At 67.0% G+C, this 20928-nt stretch carries 17 protein-coding genes and 1 pseudogene; 9 read left to right on the top strand and 9 right to left on the bottom strand.

What is annotated here, in order from left to right; translation table 11 throughout:
• The first annotated feature begins 82 nt into the window (after positions 1–82).
• Positions 83–757, top strand: coding sequence for a YoaK family protein (locus ACULPM_RS05765; RefSeq protein ID WP_167930086.1), 675 nt, complete (start codon positions 83–85; stop codon positions 755–757).
• An 11-nt stretch (positions 758–768) separates the two neighbouring features.
• On the opposite strand, the gene ACULPM_RS05760 is transcribed toward ACULPM_RS05765, so the two are convergent.
• Entirely contained in the window at positions 769–2391 is a 1623-nt protein-coding gene (locus tag ACULPM_RS05760; RefSeq protein ID WP_445331497.1) for an MFS transporter, read from the bottom strand.
• Positions 2392–2452: 61 nt separating this feature from the next.
• Positions 2453–3418 carry a choloylglycine hydrolase gene (gene bsh / locus ACULPM_RS05755; RefSeq protein ID WP_445331498.1) on the bottom strand — a complete coding sequence of 322 codons (966 nt, stop codon included), beginning with the start codon at positions 3416–3418 and terminating at the stop codon, positions 2453–2455.
• Positions 3419–3644: 226 nt separating this feature from the next.
• On the opposite strand from bsh, the gene glmU reads away from it, so the two are divergent.
• From glmU to gltA, 5 genes are all read left to right on the top strand, one after another.
• Positions 3645–5039 (top strand): bifunctional UDP-N-acetylglucosamine diphosphorylase/glucosamine-1-phosphate N-acetyltransferase GlmU, encoded by a 1395-nt coding sequence (gene glmU, locus ACULPM_RS05750; protein WP_445331499.1) that lies wholly within the window; start codon positions 3645–3647, stop codon positions 5037–5039.
• Positions 5040–6038, top strand: a complete 999-nt coding sequence (locus ACULPM_RS05745; RefSeq protein WP_167930090.1) for a ribose-phosphate diphosphokinase — start codon at positions 5040–5042, stop codon at positions 6036–6038. It abuts the gene before it with no gap.
• A gap of 113 nt (positions 6039–6151) precedes the next feature.
• Complete coding sequence (gene pth, locus ACULPM_RS05740; RefSeq protein ID WP_445331500.1) at positions 6152–6724, top strand: aminoacyl-tRNA hydrolase; 573 nt, start codon at positions 6152–6154, stop codon at positions 6722–6724.
• 208 nt (positions 6725–6932) lie between these two features.
• Complete coding sequence (locus ACULPM_RS05735; protein ID WP_167931180.1) at positions 6933–7775, top strand: sulfide/dihydroorotate dehydrogenase-like FAD/NAD-binding protein; 843 nt, start codon at positions 6933–6935, stop codon at positions 7773–7775.
• Complete coding sequence (gene gltA / locus ACULPM_RS05730) at positions 7763–9163, top strand: NADPH-dependent glutamate synthase (RefSeq protein WP_167931181.1); 1401 nt, start codon at positions 7763–7765, stop codon at positions 9161–9163. The genes ACULPM_RS05735 and gltA overlap by 13 nt, the downstream gene beginning before the upstream one ends.
• A 263-nt stretch (positions 9164–9426) precedes the next feature.
• On the opposite strand, the gene ACULPM_RS05725 is transcribed toward gltA, so the two are convergent.
• The 3 genes from ACULPM_RS05725 to ACULPM_RS05715 form a co-directional block, all read right to left on the bottom strand.
• Positions 9427–10692 (bottom strand): IS256 family transposase, encoded by a 1266-nt coding sequence (locus ACULPM_RS05725; RefSeq protein ID WP_445331501.1) that lies wholly within the window; start codon positions 10690–10692, stop codon positions 9427–9429.
• A 253-nt stretch (positions 10693–10945) separates the two neighbouring features.
• Positions 10946–12310, bottom strand: coding sequence for a nucleotidyltransferase domain-containing protein (locus tag ACULPM_RS05720; RefSeq protein ID WP_445331502.1), 1365 nt, complete (start codon positions 12308–12310; stop codon positions 10946–10948).
• A 27-nt stretch (positions 12311–12337) separates the two neighbouring features.
• Positions 12338–12874 (bottom strand): helix-turn-helix domain-containing protein, encoded by a 537-nt coding sequence (locus ACULPM_RS05715; protein ID WP_167931184.1) that lies wholly within the window; start codon positions 12872–12874, stop codon positions 12338–12340.
• 169 nt (positions 12875–13043) lie between these two features.
• Here ACULPM_RS05715 and ACULPM_RS05710 point away from each other — a divergent pair, with 169 nt between their 5' ends.
• Positions 13044–13925, top strand: coding sequence for a damage-control phosphatase ARMT1 family protein (locus ACULPM_RS05710; RefSeq protein ID WP_286163459.1), 882 nt, complete (start codon positions 13044–13046; stop codon positions 13923–13925).
• A gap of 41 nt (positions 13926–13966) precedes the next feature.
• Here the strand turns inward: ACULPM_RS05710 and ACULPM_RS05705 are convergent.
• From ACULPM_RS05705 to groES, 3 genes and pseudogenes are all read right to left on the bottom strand, one after another.
• Positions 13967–14584 (bottom strand): annotated as a pseudogene (locus tag ACULPM_RS05705) (DUF1016 N-terminal domain-containing protein); the annotation flags it as partial.
• Between the two features lie 213 nt (positions 14585–14797).
• Positions 14798–16435 (bottom strand): chaperonin GroEL, encoded by a 1638-nt coding sequence (groL, locus tag ACULPM_RS05700; protein ID WP_075278908.1) that lies wholly within the window; start codon positions 16433–16435, stop codon positions 14798–14800.
• Positions 16436–16498: 63 nt separating this feature from the next.
• Positions 16499–16789 (bottom strand): co-chaperone GroES, encoded by a 291-nt coding sequence (gene groES, locus ACULPM_RS05695; RefSeq protein WP_075278909.1) that lies wholly within the window; start codon positions 16787–16789, stop codon positions 16499–16501.
• Positions 16790–17042: 253 nt separating this feature from the next.
• Between groES and ACULPM_RS05690 the strand changes: the two genes are divergently transcribed.
• Positions 17043–18194: a hypothetical protein gene (locus tag ACULPM_RS05690; RefSeq protein WP_445331503.1), complete on the top strand. Its 1152-nt coding sequence runs from the start codon at positions 17043–17045 to the stop codon at positions 18192–18194.
• Between the two features lie 111 nt (positions 18195–18305).
• Positions 18306–18881, top strand: coding sequence for a hypothetical protein (locus ACULPM_RS05685; RefSeq protein ID WP_445331504.1), 576 nt, complete (start codon positions 18306–18308; stop codon positions 18879–18881).
• An 89-nt stretch (positions 18882–18970) separates the two neighbouring features.
• On the opposite strand, the gene ACULPM_RS05680 is transcribed toward ACULPM_RS05685, so the two are convergent.
• Complete coding sequence (locus tag ACULPM_RS05680) at positions 18971–20911, bottom strand: NAD(+) synthase (protein ID WP_445331505.1); 1941 nt, start codon at positions 20909–20911, stop codon at positions 18971–18973.
• Positions 20912–20928: the final 17 nt, after the last annotated feature.

The raw sequence follows: 20928 nt of genomic DNA, 5'->3' as shown, positions 1-20928 counted from the left end.
CCTCCGGCAAACTGTCGCGCCGCCCGAACGTTTTGCCCTAGCATGACACGCGGCGGACGCGGCGTCGAGCGAAAGAGGGAGCATGGCGGAACAGGCGGCGGCAAGAAGGACCAAGGTGCCCGTGCGGCTCGGGCTCATCGTCATCTGCGCGGGCGGGTTCATGGACGCGTACTCGTACCTGCTGCACGACCACGTCTTTGCGACGGGGCAGACCGGCAACATCGTCCTGCTCTGCATGAACCTCGCCGAGGGGGCGTGGCTCGGCGTGTCGCACTACCTCGTGTCCATCCTCGCCTTCGTCGCCGGCATCATGCTCTCGCGCCACGTCCTCGTCCGCGTGCACGGAAGGGCGACCCACCGCATGCAGCGATGGGTCGCCGTCTTCGAGGCCGTTGCGTTCGCCGTCGTGGCGCTCCTGCCGGAGGGCGCGCCCGACCTGCTCGTCAACAGTGCCATCTCGTTCTGCGCCGCCGTCTCGTACGAGAACTTCCGGCAGTTCGGGACCAGGTCGGCGTACGCGAGCGTCTTCTGCACCGGCAACCTGCGCTCCCTCGGGGAGACGCTCTACGACGGCATCTTCGAGAAGGACCGTCACGAGCTGCATCGATCGGCTCGCTACGCCGGGCTCGTCGCGTCGTTTTGCGTCGGCGCCGTGGCGTGCAAGCTCCTGATCGACGCGACGGGCAAGTTCGCCTGCCTCGCCATCAGCGCGCTCTTCCTCCTCTCGCTGCGCTACATCGTCGACCCGGACGCGTGAGTGCTCGCCGCCTAGCGCTTCGTGATCATCGGGGTGGTCGCGAGGCCGAGAAGCACGATGACGGCCCCCACCGCATAGGCGGCGCGCGTGGAGTCGAAGCGGGCCTGAGCATCCAGCCTGACCAGCTCGTCGCGCTCGTCCTGGGTCAGATCGACCTGATCGAGCTGCCGCTCGAACTCGTCGTTGCTCTCGAGGTCAACGCTCATGTTGGAGAGCTGCCCGCGCACCTCCGGGGACAGGGCCGCGTCGCCCGCGATCCCCGCGTGCATGGCGTTGGTCATCCCAAAGAGCAGCACCGCGCCGAGCAGCGCCACGCCGAACGCCTGGCCGACGTTGCGCATCGTGCTCTGGATGCCGCCCGACTGGGAGGCGTCACGCTCCGGCAGGGCAAGGGCGACGATGTTGCTCGCGTGCGAGGCCACCGTGCCCGCCCCCATGCCGGCGAGAAACGCGCCCGCGTAGACGCCGGCCGCGCTGGCGCCGTCCGTCGTGACCGAGAGGGCCATGACGCCGAGGGCGAGCGCCATCTCGAGATAGCCCGCCTGGATGACGTGGCGCGGGTTGGCGTGCGGGAGCAGCTTGGGGATGCCCAGCGAGAAGGCGAAGGTGGGCACGCCCGTCACGATTGAGATGACGCCCACGTCGACGGGCGACCAGCCGGCAACGAGCTGCAGGTAGGGCGCCATGAGGATGGACTGCGCGCCCATGAAGAAGAACATGATCGCGTTGGCGGCAAGACCGGCGAGCACCTGCGGCGTCCGCAGGAAGGAGCTCGGCAGGAGCGCGATGCCGTTCTTCTCCTCCACGCGGCGCTCCACCCGCACGAGGACCACGAGCACCACGATGCCGCACGCCATCACCGGCAGGGCCGGCGAGATGCCGAAGATCGTGAACGGGCAGCGCTCGAACGGGGTGATGAGGCCCCAGGCGGACACGTTGGAGAGGCCGATCAGGAAGAGGAACAGCCCCAGCGCGGCGAGGGTCACGCCGATTCCGTCGAACGCGAGCCTCTCGCCCGCGGACGCCGCGCGCGGGAGCCGCAGCGAGAGCGCCGCCACCACCGCGAAGTAGGCCGCGAGCAGCAGGAAGGTCGGCTTCATCCCGGCACTCTCCATGACCATGCCCAGCACGAGCGGCAGCACGGCGGAGAGTCCGGACGCCGCGCCGACGCAGCCGAAGGCAACCATGCGGTTGCGGCCGCTGTAGAGCACGGGGATGAGCCCGAGGATCGAGGGGACGAGCAGGCTCGCGCCGAGCCCCACGAGGACGCGCCCCACCCAGATGAAGACGGCCATGTTCGGCGCGAGCGCGAGCGCCACCTCGCCCGCGGCGCACACGACGGCGCCCGCGCGGAACGTCCGCGCCCAGCCGAGGATGGTCCCCAGAAGGCCGCCGGCGATCATGAAGGCGCCGCCCACGAGCGGGTAGATCATGTTGGCGAGCTGGATGTCAGACGTCGTGGCGCCGAGGTCGCTCGTGAGGGCCGAGGCGGCCAGCGACAGGGCGCCGTTGTCGCCCGTCGTGCCCATCTGGGCGAGGATCAAGATGATGACGGGAAGGACGAGGAACTTCTCGGCTGCGGGGGACGACGCGACAGCGCCCTCCCCGCCCGCCGCTGAGGTGGGATTGCTCATGGGTCTTCTCCTTGTTCGTTTGCTTTCGCCCGGCCCGGGGCGTGCCGCGGGCCGCCCTGCGCTACGCCGCCGCTTCCACGACCACCGGCTCTGTGCCCGCAAGGTCGCACCCCGAGAGCGGGTACGCCTTGATCGCGAGGTCGTCATAGGCCGCGTGGTAGTAGGTGAGGCTCGCGGCGGAGAAGCAGCTCGTGTAGAGCGTCCGCTCGAAGGCGCCGTCGCCCATGCGCGCGCAGCCGTCCGGCACCGCCACCGACCCGAGGGTGCGGAAGAGCCGCGTGACGTTGGCGCGCTCCCCGTCCTGAACGGGATAGTGCGTGTTCACGAACGCCGCCTTCGCAAAGCGAGAAGGACCGCTGTAGTCGCCGGGCATGCCGTGCATCCCCATGCCGGAGCCAAACGGGGCGAGCCCCGCCCCTCCCCACGCGGCCTGGCCGGGCTCGTCCTCGGAGAGCGTCAGGTAGTTCCGCAGGTTCTGGCGCTGCCAGCCGAAGTCCGGCTCGTTGGTGAGCACGTCGACGTCGTTCTCCCACACGCGCAGGCCGCCCTCCAGGCACTCGACGACCACGCTGCCGGTGGCGTCGCCGATGATCCAGTGGAGGTTCGCGACGGGCAGCCGCTCGTTCACCGCGCGCGCCACGACGGTCACGCGCGCGAGCGCGGCGCGCACGTCGTCCAGACTCGAGAAGTTCCGCGCCACCCAGTAGGGGAACTCGTAGGCCGCAACGTTCACGCCCCCGTCCGTCGGGGCCGCGGCGTAGCGGGCGCTCTGAGGGAAGTTGAGGCCGGCGACGGCAAGACCGGCGTCGTTGCCGCAGTCAAAGTAGAGCGGCACGCCGCCCACGAGGATGCCCATGCCGATGACGGCGTGACCCCGCTCGAGGTCATCCGGCCGCTCGAAGGCGGCCGGGACGCGCGCCGCAGGAGGGGTCATCACCACACGCTCGCCATAGCCCTGGGTCCAGTCCAGGTTGCGACCGAAGTACATGGCGCCGTTGGCGTCGGTGAAGCGAATCCCCGTGCACATGGGGCGGCCCCTTCCCTGCCCCGCCGTTCTTCTCGGCAGGACACGTAGGATAACAAAACGACTATCTGTTACCCACATATTCTCGACGCAAACCCAAAGCGCCTCACTTTTCTCGGAGCGTCTGAGAATTCGGCGTCAACGGGCGGACACGGCGCCGCATTTCCGCGCGGCTGAGCTATCATGATGACTATACGTTGGGACAACACAGCGCTTGGAGGCTCAGCCCATGCCCATGACCGCGATCATCCTCGCCGCCGGCGAGGGAACGCGCATGAAGTCCCGTCACCCCAAGGTAATGCACAAGCTCCTCGACCGCCCGCTCGTCTCGTGGGTCACGCGCGCCGCGCGTGTTGCCGGCGCCGAGCGCATCGTGGTGGTCGTGGGCAACGGTGCCCAAGAGGTGCGGGACCATCTTGCCAACGAGAAGAACGTCGAGTTCGTCGAGCAGGCGGAGCGCCTGGGGACCGGCCACGCCGTCCGCGTGGCGCTCGAGGCGACCGGCATCGACGCCGGGCCCGTCGTCATCCTCAACGGCGACCTGCCGCTCATCGAGCCCGAGACCGTCCGCGCCTTCGCCGATTCCGTGGCGGACGGCGGCCACGCCGCCTCCGTCCTCACGATGACCCCGCCCGACCCGCACGGCTACGGCCGCATCGAGCTCGCCGAGGACGGCACGGTGGCGCGCATCGTCGAGCAGAAGGACTGCACCCCCGAGCAGGATGCGCAGCTCCTGGAGTGCAACGCCGGCTGCTATGCCTTCGACGGCGCGCTTCTCGCCGCCCACGTGGGGGAGATCGGCAACGACAACGCCCAGGGCGAGTACTACCTCCCCGACATGGTGGAGATCCTGCGCGGCCACGGCCACGCCACCACGATCGTCCACTGCGAGGACTACCGCGAGGGCCTCGGCGCCAACAACCGCGTGCAGCTCGCCGAGCTTGCCGCGCTCGCGCGCGACCGCATCAACGAGCGCCTCATGCTCGACGGCGTCACCATGCTCGACCCCGCCACCACCTGGGTGGGCCCCGACGTCACCGTCGGGCGCGACACCGTCCTTCTCCCCATGACGATGCTCTGGGGCGCCACGACCGTGGGCGAGGAGTGCGTGCTCGGCCCCAACACGCGCCTCACGGACTGCACCGTCGCCGACCACGTCACCCTCGAGGAGACCGTCGGCGTGGACGTGACCATCGAGAAGGACGTCACCTGCGGGCCGCGCGCCTACCTGCGCGGCGGCGCCCACGTCCTGGAGGGCGCTCACGTGGGCACGCACGTGGAGATCAAGAACTCCACGATCGGCGTGGGCTCCAAGGTCCCCCACCTCTCCTACATCGGCGACTGCACCATGGGCGCCGGCGTCAACATCGGCGGCGGCTCCATCACGTGCAACTACGACGGCGTGCACAAGAACCGCACCGTCATCGGCGACAACGTCTTCGTTGGCTCCGACACCATGATGGTCGCGCCCGTCACCATCGGCGACGGCGCCCTCGTGGGCGCCAGCTCCTGCGTCACCAAGGACGTCCCTGCCGACGCGCTCTATCTCGAGCGCAGCAAGGAGCGCATTGTTGAGGGGTACGCCGCCCGGCGTCTCGAGAGACTCAAGAAAGGTGAGGCCTAGATGTACGAGAACCTGAGTGAGCCCATGCCGCTGAAGAAGGAGATCAAGCTCTACACCGGCACCGGCAACCCGGCCCTTTCCCAGAAGATCGCCGACATCCTGCACCTCGAGCTGCAGGGCCTGAAGATCGAGAAGTTCGCCAACGGCGAGATCTACGCCCGTTTCGACGAGTCCATCCGCGGCGACGACGTCTTCTTCATCCAGTCGCTCTCGGGCCTCAACGTCAACGACCTCCTCATGGAGACGCTCGTCGTCGCCGACGCCGCCAAGCGCGCCTCCGCCTCTAAGTTCACCGCCGTGCTCCCCCACTACTGCTACGCCCGCCAGGACCGCAAGGCCTCCGCGCGCGAGCCCATCACCGCGCGTCTCGTGGCCAACCTGCTCGAGGCCGCCGGCGTGGACCAGGTCATCACCATCGACCTGCACCAGGGTCAGATCCAGGGCTTCTTTGACATCCCGGTGACCCACCTCACCGCCCTCTACCTCATCGGCGACTACTTCAAGGAGAAGGACTTCGACTGGGAGAACACCGTCGTGGTCTCCCCCGACATGGGCCGCGCCAAGGTCGCCAAGCGCCTCTCCGACTACCTGGGCTGCGAGGTCGCCATTGCCCACAAGAGCCGTCCCAAGCACAACGCGTCCGAGGTCATGGGCATCATCGGCAACATCGAGGGCAAGACCTGCATCGTCAACGACGACATGATCGACACCGCGGGCACCCTCTGCAACTCCGTCCGCAAGCTCAAGGAGATGGGCGCCGGCGACATCTACGTCTCCGCCACGCACGGCATCTTCTCCGGCGAGGCCATCCAGCGCCTCGAGGACGCGCCGCTCGTGGAGTGCGTGGTCACCGACATCATCCCCTGCGAGGCCGCCAACAAGCCGGGCTCCAAGATCAAGTCGATCTCCGTCGCCAACGAGCTCGCCGAGGCCATCAACAGCGTCTACATGCGCCGCTCCGTCTCCGAGATCTTCGGCGGCCAGGGCGCCGAGATCTAACCTGCAAATTGGGGACGTGTTTTTTCGTTCAGAGAAAATGGGACAGGTTTTCGGAAAACCTGAAACACATGCGGGGTCGTCTTCAGGCGGCCCCGCGTCCGTGAAGGAGCGCCATGCCCGCACAGAAACCAGCCGCGAGGCCGGGCACCATCAAGATTGTCTGCGGCCTCGGCAACCCCGACGCCGAGTACGCCCGCACCCGACACAACGCCGGCTTTGCCACCATTGACGCCATCGCCGCGCGACGTGGGGTGCGCTACTGGAAGTCCGAGGCCGGCGCGCAGGTCGCCTCGATCACGGCAACCGACAAGGACGGCGAGAAGCGCGAGGTTCTTCTCGCCAAGCCGATGAGCTACATGAACACCTCGGGCGGACCCCTCTCCAAGCTGGCGCGCGCCCACCGGGTGCGCCCCGAGGAGATCCTCGTGGTCCACGACGAGGTGGACCTGCCCGCGGGCGAGGTCAAGCTCAAGCTGGGCGGCGGCCTCAACGCGCACAACGGTCTGCGCTCCATCGCCGACAAGCTCGGCAGCCGCGATTTTGCCCGCGTGCAGTTTGGCATCGGACGGCCGCCCGGACGCATGCAGGTCGCCGACTACGTGCTGCGCGAGCTCAAGGGCTCCTTCCTCGAGGACTTCGAGCTCACCGTCGAGCGCGCGGCGGACCTCGTGGAGCAGAGCCTGTAGGGCGGCGAGACAGAGGGGACAGGTTCATTTGTCTCACCGCCCCTTTGTCTCGCGTCCCCTCTGTCTCACCGCCCCTCCGCCTCGCCGCCTACCGGACTTCTTTCCCGCTAGCGGGCAATGCGCCCTCGCTGGGGTACAATTGAGAATGTTGGAATGGCCTCGACCGAGGCCTCAACACAAGAGGGAATGCAGGAGAGGAGTTCGGTTAATGTACAAGATCCTCGAAAAGACGCAGTTCTCTGAGAAGGTGTTCAAGTTCCGCATCGAGGCGCCCAGGATGGCCAAGCACGCACACGCCGGCCAGTTCCTGATGGTGCGCGCCAACGAGACGGGCGAGCGCGTCCCGTTCACGCTTGCGGGCTGGAACGCCGAGGAGGGCTGGGTCGAGTTCATCTTCATGGTGATCGGCAAGACCACCGAGATGCTCTCGAGCTACGAGGCTGGCGACTCCATCAAGGACGTCACCGGTCCGCTGGGCATGCCCACCGAGATGGCTGACGGTCCCTGCGCGGTCATCGGCGGCGGCGTCGGACTCGCCATCGCCTTCCCGGTTGCCCGCCACCTGGTGGAGACCGGCCACGAGGTCCACGCCATCATGGGCGCCCGCACCAAGGACCTCCTGCTCCTCGAGGACCAGTTCCGCGAGATCCTTCCGGACGACCACATCCACATCACCACCGACGACGGCTCCTATGGCGAGAAGGGCGTGGTCACCGCGCCGCTCGAGCGCCTGCTCCAGGAGAAGGCCGTCTCCCAGGTCTTCTGCGTCGGCCCCGTGCCGATGATGAAGTTCTCCGCCCTCACGGCCGAGAAGTACAACACGCCGATCACCGCGTCGCTCAACCCGATCATGGTCGACGGCACCGGCATGTGCGGCTGCTGCCGCGTCGAGGTCGACGGCCAGACGAAGTTCGCCTGCGTCGACGGCCCCGACTTTGACGCCACCAAGGTCGACTGGAACGACCTGCGCGCGCGTCAGGCCGCGTATCTCACCGAGGAGGGCCAGTCCCTCAAGGCCTACGAGGAGGCGAACTGCGCATGCCACAGGTAAACGGTCGCTTTGTTCCGGACATGAAGTCCCCGCGCACGCCGGACAACGAGGAGCCGGCAGCCGAGCGCGCGTGCGACTTCCGCCCCGTCGACAAGGGCTTCACGAAGGAGATGGCGCTGGCCGAGGCCGAGCGCTGCATGGACTGCAAGAAGCCGTTCTGCGTTGACGGCTGCCCCGTCAACATCAACATCCCCAAGTTCATCGAGAAGATCCGCGAGGAGAAGTTCGGCGAGGCGCTGGACATCATCCGCGAGGACTCGATGCTCCCCGCCATCTGCGGCCGCGTCTGCCCGCAGGAGAACCAGTGCGAGGGCAAGTGCATCCGCGGCAAGAAGGGCGACCCGGTGGCCATCGGCCAGCTGGAGCGCTTCCTCGGTGACCAGCCCGAGCTTGCCTCCAAGCCCAAGATGGCCCCCAAGAACGGCAAGAAGGTCGCCGTCGTGGGCTCCGGCCCGTCCGGCATCACCTGCGCCGGCGAGCTCGCCCGCAACGGCTTTGACGTCACCGTCTTCGAGGCCTTCTTCACCGGCGGCGGCGTGCTCGTCTACGGCATCCCCGAGTTCCGTCTGCCCAAGGCCGTCGTCAAGCGCGAGATCGACGGCCTGGAGGAGATGGGCGTCAAGTTTGAGTACAACTCCGTCGTCGGCCGCATCACCGACGCCGAGGAGCTCTTCGCCGAGGGCTTTGACGCCATCTACATCGCCACGGGCGCGGGCCTGCCCAAGTTCCTCAACGTGCCCGGCGAGAACCTCCCCAACGTCTTCTTCGCCAACGAGTACCTCACGCGCGTGAACCTCATGAAGGCGAACAAGTTCCCCGAGTACGACACGCCGACCAAGCACGGCAAGAACGTCGTGGTCTTTGGCGGCGGCAACGTCGCCATGGACGCGGTGCGCACCGCCAAGCGCCTGGGCGCCGAGCGCGCGATCATCGCCTATCGCCGCACCGAGGCCGAGATGCCCGCCCGTCGCGCGGAGCTCCATCACGCCAAGGCCGAGGGCGTCGAGGTCATGCCGCTCGTCGCGCCGCTTGAGTTCGTGAAGGGCGAGGACGGCGCCGTCTGCGCGGTGCGCGTCCAGAAGATGGAGCTCGGCGAGCCCGACGCCTCCGGGCGCCGTCGCCCCGTGCCCATCGAGGGCGCCATCGAGGAGATTCCCTGTGACGTGGCCATCTCCGCCATCGGCACCAACGCCAACCCGTTCGCCAAGATGATCGGCGACATCAAGCTCAACAAGTGGGGCTACATCATCGCCGACGAGGACGGCCGCACCTCCGACCCGCGTATCTGGGCCGGCGGCGACATCGTCACCGGCGCGGCCACGGTCATCCTGGCCATGGGCGCCGGCAAGACGGCCGCGGCAAGCATCACGAGGACGCTCGTCGGGTAGCGGGAAGAACCTCTGGTCGTAACTGACGGCCCCGCCGATTTCCACGCAGGAGTGCGCTTCGCGGAACTCCTGCTTAGGAAATCGGCGGGGCCTTTGCTGCCGAGACCGAGGTTCTTCTCGTCTTGGGCCGCCGAAGGGCGCGTACCGCATTTTGGGACGGCACTCCTTGCCGGCACTTATATGTGTCGGCAAACCGGGCGATGCGGTAGTGTCGCGAAAAGTGGTGTAGGGTCCTCCGCCCGGAAATCTCTGATGAGCTGAACCTACGCCGCTAGCGCCCCCTCGTCAAGTCCGGAGAGCGCCACGAGCCTCGCCCTCGCCCTCCCCAGCTGCTCGTCCGTGGGGTCGGGCGCCGGCGCCGCCTCCCCCTCCCAGAGACCCTCGATCGCGGACGGGTCCATGTACCTCCTGCTGGACCAGTCCTCGGTGGCCTCGCAGCAGACCGCGCCCACCAGGCGGATCAGCGCCTCCTCCGAGGGGAAGCTCTGGACCACCCGCGTGCGGCGCTTGATCTCCCTGTTCGTGCGCTCCTGCACGTTGTTGGTCCTGATGCGGCGGCGATGGGCCTCGGGGAAGTCGAGGTAGGCCAGGGCGTCCGCCTCGGCGCCCTCCATGATCCTCCCCGCGTCCGGCGACAGCGACGAGATGACGCCGCAGGCCGCCTGGTAGAGGGCCCGGACCCTCGCCGGGTCGCCCTCGTCGGAGACCGCGTGGAGCACCCTCCCGGCGGCCGCCCTCTTCGCGCGCGTCGGGCACGCGTCGATGACGTCGCGCTCGAGGTGCACCACGCGCCTCTGCCAGGCGGCGCCCGGGAAGAGCTCCCGCACCGCGCGGACGATGCCGCCGTGGGCGTCGGAGGTCACGCACTGCACGCCGGAGAGGCCCCGCTCGCGCAGGCCGCGCAGGAACCCCTTCCAGCTGGAGCAGCTCTCGGTGTCGACGCAGGCGAGCCCCACGACGCGGCGCACGCCGTCCTCGCCGACGGCGATGGCGGCGGCCACGGCCGCCGTGGCGCCGTGGCCGCCCCTGCGGCAGGGGACGTAGGTGGCGTCCACCCACAGGTACGGGAAGCGCATGGGCGGCAGCTTGCGCGACCTGAGCTCCGCCACCTCGGCGTCGAGCGCCGCGCAGATGCGAGAGACGGCGTCCTTGGAGAGCCGGTCGGCGCCCATCCTCTCGAGGACCCTGCCGACCTTGCGCGTCGAGACGCCGAGCGCGTACATCTCGGCCACCGCGCAGATCACGGCGCGGTCGACCCGGCTCCACCGCTCGACCAGGCCCTCCGGGAAGTAGGTGCCCTGGCGCAGCTTCGGTATCCTGAGCGTGATGGTCCCGACCTGCGTCTCGAGCCGCCTCTCGCGGAAGCCGTTCCTCGTCGTGCCGGTCGCCTCGCAGGCGGCGTCGGCCTGGGCGGCCATCATCTCGTTGACGCCGGCCTCGAGGAGGGCGCGGGCGAGGCCGGTCAGACCCTCGCCGCCCTCGTCGAGCAGCTCCTTCATTGCGAACGCGTCTTGCTGTACAGTGTCCATTGCGGTCTCCGTCCCCTCGAATCCTTCTCTTGGTCGAAAGAGATTCTAGGTCGGAGGCCGTGCCTATATCAGACCTCCCTTACACCACAATTCGCGACGCGATCGGCGATGCGAGCCGGCACTTCTCGATAGAAGCCGAGAAGAGGCCGACACTCCTGGGCATAATCCGTCAACTAGGCCGGCACTCCTTGCCGGCACTCATAAGTGTCGGCTGCAACGGTTGGAAGGACGATAGCGGGCGGATGGGCCAGGACTACTCCCAGCCGAGGTCCTCGAGGTTGCGAAGGTGGAAGAGGTAATTCTGGAGGCTCGCGGTCTTCTCGCTGAGATCCCTCTCGCTGACGCCACGCTCGACGACGTACTCGTCAAAGAGACGGTTGCTCGTGGTCTCGAGGTAGCCGGTCGTGAGCTCGATGAGGATGCGCGGCTCGAAGATTCCAACACGAACGCATTTCCCTTCCTCAAGGTAGGGCGCATTACGCTCCGTGTCCAAGATGCGATAGGCAATGAAGTCCAGGTCAGAGCCATCGATGCCGAGATTAGCCTCGATGTTGTAGCGCATGGCCCAAAGGCGGGTCTGCGAGACCTCCTCCAGGGGCTCGCGCTCGACGTCGAGGCGCTCCTCGAGCCAGACGCGCAACTCCTCGGGCGACTTGGTGCCAGGCACGATCTCATGATCGGGCCACCAGGGGATGCGCGGCGCCGTGTCGTCGACCTCGGCGTAGGCTACCGCAATCGGCGTCTCGAATTCGGCGCAGAACTCCTCGTACGTGCGCGGGCTCGTGATGGGCGCCTCTGCGATCACCACGTTGTCGCGCTCAGCAAAGAGTAGGGTACCCAGACTCCCCTTCGTCCATGAGAGAAAGCGGGCGTCCAGCTTTGCGGCAAGGCCGTCGCCCGCGTTGGCGAGAAACGCGTCGAGGACGTTGAGGATGGCCTGAGCAGCCCCTGGGAAGTCGCCGCGCCCAAGGCAGGCGTAGACGTCCTCGAGGAGCTGGCAGTCCTCTGCCGGAATCAGCTCGTTGATCTTCTTGAGGCCGAGAAACGCATAGCGCCGGTCGTAGAGGCTGCGGACCAGCACGGAGAGCTCCCCTACCGCATCGCTCATGATCTTTGCGGCCCAGGCGTCGTTTTTGCGCGCATACGCGGAGCTCGCCTCAACGAGGCAATAGATCGCAGACGAGAAGTGCCGGCAGAGCTCCTCGTCCGTCACGTCCGCGCGCATGGGCGTCACATCACCGAAGAGGCCCGCCGGGTCATACACCGCAACGACGGGGTCGAGGTTGCCGACCTGCTGGGGCTCGGCCACGTAGAGGTCCACGTGAAGGGCGTCGGAGAAGATCGCGAGCTTCTGCGGGAGGCCAAAGTCGACGTCCTCGATGAAGACGATGTCGCCGTACGCGGCAAGGTACTTCTCGCGCCGCTCCAGCACGGCGTCACGGTTCTGGGGAGAGACGACGAGGTAGAGGTCTATGTCGGAGAACTCATCCGCGTCCCCGCGAGCAATCGAGCCCTTGAGGAGAACCGCCTCGCAGAGGCCATCGGCAACCGCCGCGCCGGCGATGCGTGCGATTGCCTCGTCAAGGCGTGCGATACCCGTGATGCGCCTCTCGTTCAACGCCATCCCTCCCCAGGTCCGGACGCACTACTCCAGCGAGATGGTCACGTGGTCGCCATCATCGCCGTCGACCTCGACGAGCGTGCCCTTCTCGCCATGCTTGATGGCCTCCGCGATGAGCGTCGTGTCGATGTCGGCATCGTTGAGGTTCAGGTTGACGACGCCGGGAATCTTGGAGCTGGCGCCGAGCACGGCGCTCGCCATGCCCAGGGGGACGTTGATGTTCACCACGTCGCCGTCGCCGCTGTCCACGTGGATGTGGAGTTTCTTGGGCCTGGACTCGTCTGAGCACGACGGCTCGGGCTCCGGCTCCGGCGCGGGCTCGGGCTCCGCCGGCACGACCTCCTGGCTCTTGCGACCCTCCAGCAGCTCGTCCACGCTCACGCCGAGCGTGCGCGCGAGCTCCGGCAGCAGCATGATGTCGGGCGCGCTGAGGTCGTTCTCCCACTTGCTCACCGCCTGCGCCGTCACGCCCATCTTCATGGCAAGGCGCTCCTGCGTCATGCCATACTCCAGGCGCAGCCGCGCGATGCGACGTCCCAGCGTCTCGTCCTTCTCGTCCATGGTCGGTCCTTTCCTCGGGTTCCTGCGTGCGGCTCCCACTGTGCCATCCCCCTCGGTTGAGTTCCACCAACCATCCATCGACTTACGATTCTACCCGTTTACCAGCAAGGACAACCGCTGGTTGCGCCGGCGTGCTATCGTCTAGGCAGAAGCGGCGACGGGAGGGAACATGTGCGCATCCGCCACCAAGACGTCTGACTGCCGGGAGTGCTACGAGAAGCAGATGCGCGAGCTTGCCGTGCTCTGCGAGCTCGACGACGCCACACTCGAGCGAATGCTCGCCATCAAGGACGAGGTCCTCGCGGGATCGGGCGGCGGGCGCATCCGCCCGGACCGCATGGGCGAGCTCCTCTCCCGCGTGACGCCGCTTCTGGGGACCGACGACCCCTATCATGACATCAAGCGCGAGTACAACCAGCTGCTGCTGGACCGCGAGAAGGACTGCTCCGATCGGATCCTGGCCGCCGACGGGCCCTTCCAGCTTGCGCTGCGCTACGCCGTGGCCGGGAACCTCGTCGACTTTGGAGGCAAGAACACCTTCACGCGCGAGGACGTGACGTCGCTGATTGACCGCGTCCCCGAGATCGCGTTTGCGATTGACGACTCCGAGGTTCTTCTCGACGCGGTGCGCCGCGCCCGTTCCATCATGTACCTTGCCGACAACTGCGGCGAGATTGTCCTAGACAAGCTCCTAATCGAGCAGATCCTGCGCGAGAATCCCAGCGTCCAGGTGACCTACGGCGTGCGCGGCGGCCCTGCCATCAACGACGTCACGCTCGACGATGCCGAGCAGGTGGGAATGGCGGACGTCGCCCGGGTGCTCTCCAGCGGCGTGGCAACCCCCACGACCGTACTCTCTGCCAGCACGGAGGAGTTTAGGCGGGCGTTCTTTGACGCGGACCTCGTCATCAGCAAGGGCATGGGCAACTTCGAGGTGCTCGTCGACGGCTGCGGGCGCGAGGACGTCTTCTTCCTCCTCATGACCAAGTGCCCCCTCGTGGCGGACCTTGTGGGCACGCCCCTCATGTCCTTCGTCTGCAAGCGGGGATAGCGCCGCCCCATAAAGCCGAAGCCGGTCCCCAGCTCGAGTAGGAGGCTCGTCACGTTGCGGACCATCTCGTCCTCGACGTCCTTCTCGGCCGCGCTCTGCTCCGCCGTTACAAAGTCGAAGATGTAGGGGTCCTTGAAGGCCTGCTCGACGAGCTCGCTCTCCGCAGGCGGCAGCGTCCGATTGAAATTGGCTGTCTTCCCCGCAGACACCTGCCGCTCGTACAGCCTGATTGAAATCTGGTGCATGAGCACCGCCCTGCTCCAGCCATGCTCAATCGTCTTATGGACATACCAGTCGCGAATTGCCCTATCAGGCACCTTATCGAGTAGGTGTGTAATGTGTCCCCACGGAATTTGTGCAACAAGCTGCTGCACAAATTCATAGTCATACTCTCGATAGAACTTCCGCATGTACTTGAGGTTGCGGACCGAGAAGCCCTTGATGCCGGGATACGCCACCCGAATGTCGTGCGACAATGACTCGACGAAGCGGCTGCCCCACTCGGAGCGCTCGTCAACCATGCGCCCGATACGCCAGTACATGCAGATGAGCTCGCGGTTTACCGCAAGCACCGACCGCGCGCGGGCCTGCGAGACCTCCCGCTTGACCCCCTCCAGAACCTCCGCATACCCCGCATCGTTGCACAGCAGCTCGTCCATAGCGCCCCCTCGCTCCCGGCATCCCCGTGCGAAGAGACTACCTCACCGACCGGACAACAATTACCGCCCGCCTCACAACCAAACGCCCTAGGGGTCGAGGACCTTCAAGGTCTGAAAACGAGAAGGCGCCCCGACCTTCCGTAGAGAAGTTCCGCGAAGCGCACTTCTCGAAGGAAGGTCGGGGCGCCGTCAAGCGCGTGTTAGGCCTTGAGCCTAGTACATTCCGCCCTGGCCGCCCTGGGCAGCCGCCGCGGAGATGGCCTCCTCAATGGTGGTGTTCTTGGGCTCGTCGGAGACGGTGGCCTCGGTGATGAGGATGAGCGACGCCACGGAGGCGGCGTTCTGCAGCGTGACGCGGCAGACCTTGACCGGGTCGAGCACGCCCATCTCGATCATGTCGCCGTACTCGCCGGTGGCGGAGTCGAGGCCCTGGCCAGCGGGCAGGCCCTTGATCTTCTCGGCCACGACGGAGCCCTCGAAGCCAGCGTTGTTGGCGATGGTCTTCACGGGCGCCTCGAGGGCCTTGCGGACGATCTCCACGCCGATCTTCTCGTCGGAGTCGACGGTCTCGACGGTATCGAGGACCTTGGAGGCCTCGAGGAACGCCACGCCGCCGCCGGCGACGATGCCCTCCTCAACGGCCGCGCGGGTCGCCTGCAGGGCGTCCTCGATGCGGTGCTTGATCTCCTTGAGCTCGACCTCGGTGGCAGCGCCGACCTTGATGACGGCAACGCCGCCGGCGAGCTTGGCGAGACGCTCCTGGAGCTTCTCCTTGTCGAAGTCGGAGGTGGTTACGTCGTACTCGGCCTTGATCTGGGCGATGCGCTCGTCGATGGCCTCCTTGGAGCCGGCGCCGCCGACGATGGTGGTGTCGTCCTTGGAGATCTTGACGGACTTGGCGCGGCCGAGCATCTCGGCGGTGACGTCGGTGAGCTGGACGCCGAGCTCCTTCATGGCGACCTGGCCGCCGGTCAGGATGGCGATGTCCTCGAGCATGCGCTTGCGGCGGTCGCCGTAGCCGGGGGCCTTGACGGCGCAGACGTTGAGGACGCCGCGGAGCTTGTTGAGGATCAGCGTGGCCAGGGCCTCGCCGTCGACGTCCTCGGCGATGATGAGCAGCGGCGCGCCCTGCTTCTGGACGGCCTCGAGGATCGGCAGGATGTCCTGGATGTTGGAGACCTTCTGGTCGGTCATGAGGATGTACGGGGAGTCGAGCTCGGCCGTCATGGTCTCGTTGTTGGTGGAGAAGTACGGGGAGATGTAGCCCTTGTCGAACTGCATGCCCTCGACGGTGTCGATGTCGATGCCGAAGGTCTGGGACTCCTCGACGGTGATGACGCCGTCCTTGCCCACGACCTCCATGGCGTCAGAGATCTTGGCGCCGATCTCGGGGTCGGAGGCGGAGATGGTGCCGACGGAGGCAATCTGCTTCTTGGTGGAGACCTCCTGCGCGGTGCTGCGCATCTGGTCGACGACGGCGTTCACGGCCTTGTCGACGCCGCGGCGGATGGCGATCGGGTTGGCGCCGGCGGCCACGTTGCGCAGGCCCTCGTTGACGATGACCTGGGCGAGGAGCGTGGCGGTGGTGGTGCCGTCACCCACGGCGTCGTTGGTCTTGGTGGCGACCTCCTTCACGAGCTGCGCGCCCATGTTCTCGATGGGGTCCTTGAGCTCGATCTCCTTGGCCACGGAGACGCCGTCGTTGGTGATGGTGGGGGCGCCGTAGGAGCGCTGCAGGGCCACGTAGCGGCCCTTGGGACCCATGGTGGTGGTCACGGCGTCAGCGAGGGTGTTCACGCCCTTGGCGAGCTTGGCACGAGCGTCGGTGCCGAAAAGAATGTCCTTAGCCATTTCTTCTGATCCTTTCCGAAAGTGCAAAAGTGACAGTCACTTTTGCACGCTTTTGCACGGTTTCTAGTCCTCGATGACGGCGTAGATGTCGTCGGCGCGCAGGAGCAGGAAGTCCTCGCCGTCGATCTTCACCTCGTTGCCGCCGAACTTGCCGTAGTAGACCTCGTCGCCGACTTTGACGTCGATGGCGATGCGCTCGCCCTTGTCGTTCATCTTGCCGGCGCCCACGGCGACGACCTGCCCGCGCTGCGGCTTCTCCTGCGCGCCGCTGGAGATGTAGAGGCCGGTAGAGGTCTTCTCCTCCTTGGGGGCGGGCTTCACGAGAACGCGGTCACCAAGCGGCTTGAGAGTCATAGTAAGGAACCTCCTTCTTGCGCCCGAGCGGGCGTGCTTCTGCGGTGCGGGTGACGTCGTGCACCGCCCTGTCCAACGTTCAGAATAATACCCAGCCGCGCGGACTTATACCACCTCGCGTAAAAAAATCTTCCAACTCGCACTTAGATTTTCTGAGGCGTCAGCGCGCACGGCGAGAAGGGCGTGGTCACGCGGCGTAAGCGGCCAAATGGGTATGATGACCTTACGACACCGAGCCACGGAGGGCAGACCCATGACGAGTCGTTCCGCTCGATTTTCACGCCGCCTCCCCCACGTCCTTCTCGTCTGCGCATGCGTCCTTGCATGCGCCTCGGTGATGGTCGGCTGCTCAAAGAGCGAGCCGCCCGCAGGCACCGTGCGCTACGAGACCGAGGGCGCCGTCGTGAACATGGGGCTTCTGCTTCACGGCTACACCTGGGACGGTACTGCCGCGGACCCCGTGGCCCCGGCGGAGCTCGACGATGACGACGTGCCCGACCTCGAGGTCTCGGGGGCAGTCGAGGTGCGTGCGTCCTTCTCGCAGCCCGCGACCGAGGTCGAGGTCGTGCGCTACGCCGAAGACGGGAGCCTCGAGGGCGTCGGATGCTCGCTCGAGGACGGCACCGCGACCTTTGGCGTCGAGCCCGGCTGGCGCTACTACGTGGGCGCCTGGTTCGAGGGCGGCGACGCGGGATATCTCTTTGACGTCAAGGCCGTCGAAGGCGGGGAGGCCAAAATGGACGAGTTCGTGAGCACCGCGATGGTCGTCACGTTTGGCGACGGGGAGGTCCTCTTCGTGGACCAGGAGACCGGGACCCCCTACTACCCCACCAACCTGCCATCAGACGCGCCCGAGCTCGCGGCTGGCAACATCGTGCGCGTGACCGGCAACGGCATCATGCTGGAGAGCTACCCCGCTCAGTACCCGGGAATCACGGACGTTGAGGTGATCGAGGAGGGAACGCCCGCGGACGCCGAGAAGTACGACGAGCTGGTGGCGCAGATCTGGCAGCCCAAGGACCCGTCCGAGCCGCCGTACGCGTCCGTCGAGTACACGACCGAGCTTGCGGCAGTCTCGCTCATGCCCACGACCTGCGGTTACACCTGGACCTATGAGGAGAACGGCGAGGAGCAGACCGTGACCGTGGACGCCCCGCACCCCACCCAGCTGGAGGCGGCCGATCTGCCCGACGCGCGCGTCGACGGCCCCACCGAGGTCACCGTGAGCTTTGACGTGAAGATGACGGGGCTTGTGGTCTCACGCTGGAGCGAGGGCGCGCTTGATGTCGAGGGTGAGCCGGTCGAGGTGGAGGGCGGCACGTTCATCGTCGAGCCGGGGTATCGCTACGCTTTTTTCGCCACCTTCGACGCCGGCCACGCCACCTACGCCTTCACCGTCCGATAGACCCGGCGCGCAAGGGGGCCGTGCAAAGGGGACAGTCACTTTTGCACGGTATTTGCGTGCAAAAGTGACTGTCCCCTTTGCACGGCATTTTTGGCGGAGATCGAGGCGCGTATGAAACCCAAGACATCTCGCGGCATCGCAGTCGCAGCGATCGTGGTCATCCTTGCCGTCACCTTTGTGTCATGCGTGACGCTCCCGCGCAATGACGCGCACGGCCCCGTGGCAGACGTCCCCGGGGCGCAGGCCCTGGTATCCGGTGAGGACGATGCCGTCGCGCTGACGCTGGGCAACTACACTTGGAGCTTCATGAACGGCAGCGAGCGGCGCATCGAGGAGCTGCGCCAGATAGACCCCCAGAAGTGGCACGTCGACGAGCTGGCCCAGGTGTCGGCAGCGGCAGGGTCAACCATCGCCGTGTGCTTTGACGAGGAGCCGCTCTGGGCGTACGCGCGGAGCTGGGACGAGGAGGAGCTCGCCGACGGCTCGATAGCTGACTCACCCCTCTTCTGGCGCGTGCGAACGCTTATCGACACGGCCGAATCGGTGGGAGATGAGGTCATCTCGACCTTTGAGGACGGTGTCCTCACGTTTGAGGTCGAGCCCGGACGCCGCTACGCAATCAGCGCGACCTACGAGAAGGGCTTCTCGGGCAACGACCACATCGAGTACGTCTTCACCGTGCGATAACCCAAAGGGGCCGTGCAAAGGGGACAGTCACTTTTGCACGGTGTTCGCGTGCAAAAGTGACTGTCCCCTTTGCACGGTCCCCTCGCGCGCTACAGGCTCTCGAGCTCGGCGAGCCAGAGCGCGGAGCAGGCGTCGGACGGCATGCGCAGGTCGCCGCGCGGGCTCACGGCCGCCGAGCCCACCTTGGGGCCGTCGGGCAGGCAGCTGCGCTTGAACTGCTGCGCAAAGTAGCGGCGGTAGAAGACCTTGAGCCAGGAGAGGATCGTGGCGTCGTCGTACTTCTCGCCCAGGGCGTAGCGGGCGAGGCGGTAGACCTTGGACGGGTTGGTCCCGCGGCGCAGGACCTCGTAGAGGAAGAAGTCGTGCAGCTCGTAGGGACCAACGAGGTCCTCCGTCTTCTGCGCGATCTTGCCGTCACCCGTGGCAGGCAGGAGCTCCGGCGAGACCGGCGTGTCCAAGACGTCGAGAAGAACCTCGGACTCGGCGGCGTCTCCGCAGGTGTCGGCCACGTAGCGCACGAGGTGACGCACCAGCGTCTTGGGCACGCTCGCGTTGACGGCGTACATGGACATGTGGTCGCCGTTGTAGGTGGCCCAGCCGAGCGCCAGCTCGGAGAGGTCACCGGTACCGATGACAAGGCCGCCCTCCTGGTTTGCCACGTCCATGAGGATCTGCGTGCGCTCGCGCGCCTGGGCGTTCTCGTAGGTGACGTCGTGGACGGACTCATCGTGCCCGATGTCCGAGAAGTGCTGTCGCACGGAGGCGGCGATGCCGATCTCGCGCAGCTCGGCACCCACGGTGCGGGCGAGCTCGCAGGCGTTGTTGTAGGTGCGGTCCGTGGTGCCGAAGCCGGGCATGGTCACCGCGATGACGCCGTCGCGCGGAAGTCCCAGCAGGTCGAAGGCGCGCACGGTCACGAGCAGGGCGAGCGTGGAGTCCAGGCCGCCCGAGAGGCCGATCACCGCGCGGCGCGAATGCGTGTGCGCGAGGCGCTTGGCAAGCCCGTGCGCCTGGATGGCAAAGACGTCCTCGCAGCGCTCGGCGCGGCGGGCGGCGTCGGAGGGAACGAAGGGGTGCGGGTCCACCCAGCGCGTGAGCGGGGTCTCGCGGGAGGCGGCTTCCGCACCCAGCGAGAAGGGCACGGTCACGTAGCCGTACTCCTCGGCCGCGGCCGCGCACTCGAAGGTGGACATGCGCGTGCGCTCGGCCGCGAGGAAGCGGACGTCCACCTCGGAGACCGCGCGACCGTCGCCGAAGGGTCTTCCCTCCGCGAGCAGGCGGCCATTCTCGGCCACGAGGTCGTGCCCGGAGAAGACGAGGTCCTGCGTGGACTCGCCGGTGCCGGCGCTCGCGTAGACGTAGCCGCAGACGAGGCGCGCGCTCTGGCCAGTGACGAGGGTGCGGCGGTAGTCCGCCTTGCCGACGACGGCGTTGGAGGCGCTGAGGTTGCAAATGAGCGTGGCACCGGCCTGGGCGTGCGCGATCGAGGGCGGCGCGGCCACCCAGAGGTCCTCGCAAATCTCGGCAGCCACCACGAGCTCGGGGAGCTCCAGGCACGAGAAGAGCAGGTTGGTGCCAAAGAGCACGTCCTTCTCGCCACCCACGGAAACGGTGACGGGGTCTGCCGGGCCGGGGACGAAGTGACGCCCCTCGTAGAACTCGTTGTAGGTGGGGATGTGGGTCTTGGGAACGACGCCGAGGACCATGCCGCGCGAGACGGCCGCCGCGCAGTTGTAGAGCTTGCCGTTGGCGCGCACGGGCACGCCCACGAGCAGAAGGGCGTCGAGATCCGCCGTAGCCGCGGCAAAGCCGGCGAGACCGGCGTCGGCGGCGCGGACGAGCGCGTCCTGCCAGAAGAGGTCCTCGCAGGTGTAGCCCGTGAGCGCGAGCTCAGGCAGCACGATGACGGCGGCGCCGTCCTGGGCGGCCGCCTCGCGCGCCGCGGCCACGCAGGCCTCCACGTTGAAGGCCACGTCCGCAACGCGAACCCCCGGCGTCACCGCCGCGACCTTGACGAACCCGTCCCTCATCCCAACCTCCTCCGTGC

The sequence above is a fragment of the Thermophilibacter sp. ZX-H3 genome (assembly GCF_052599055.1).
Note: the sequence above shows the minus strand (reverse complement) of the source record. Positions and strands in the feature narration are given on the sequence as shown.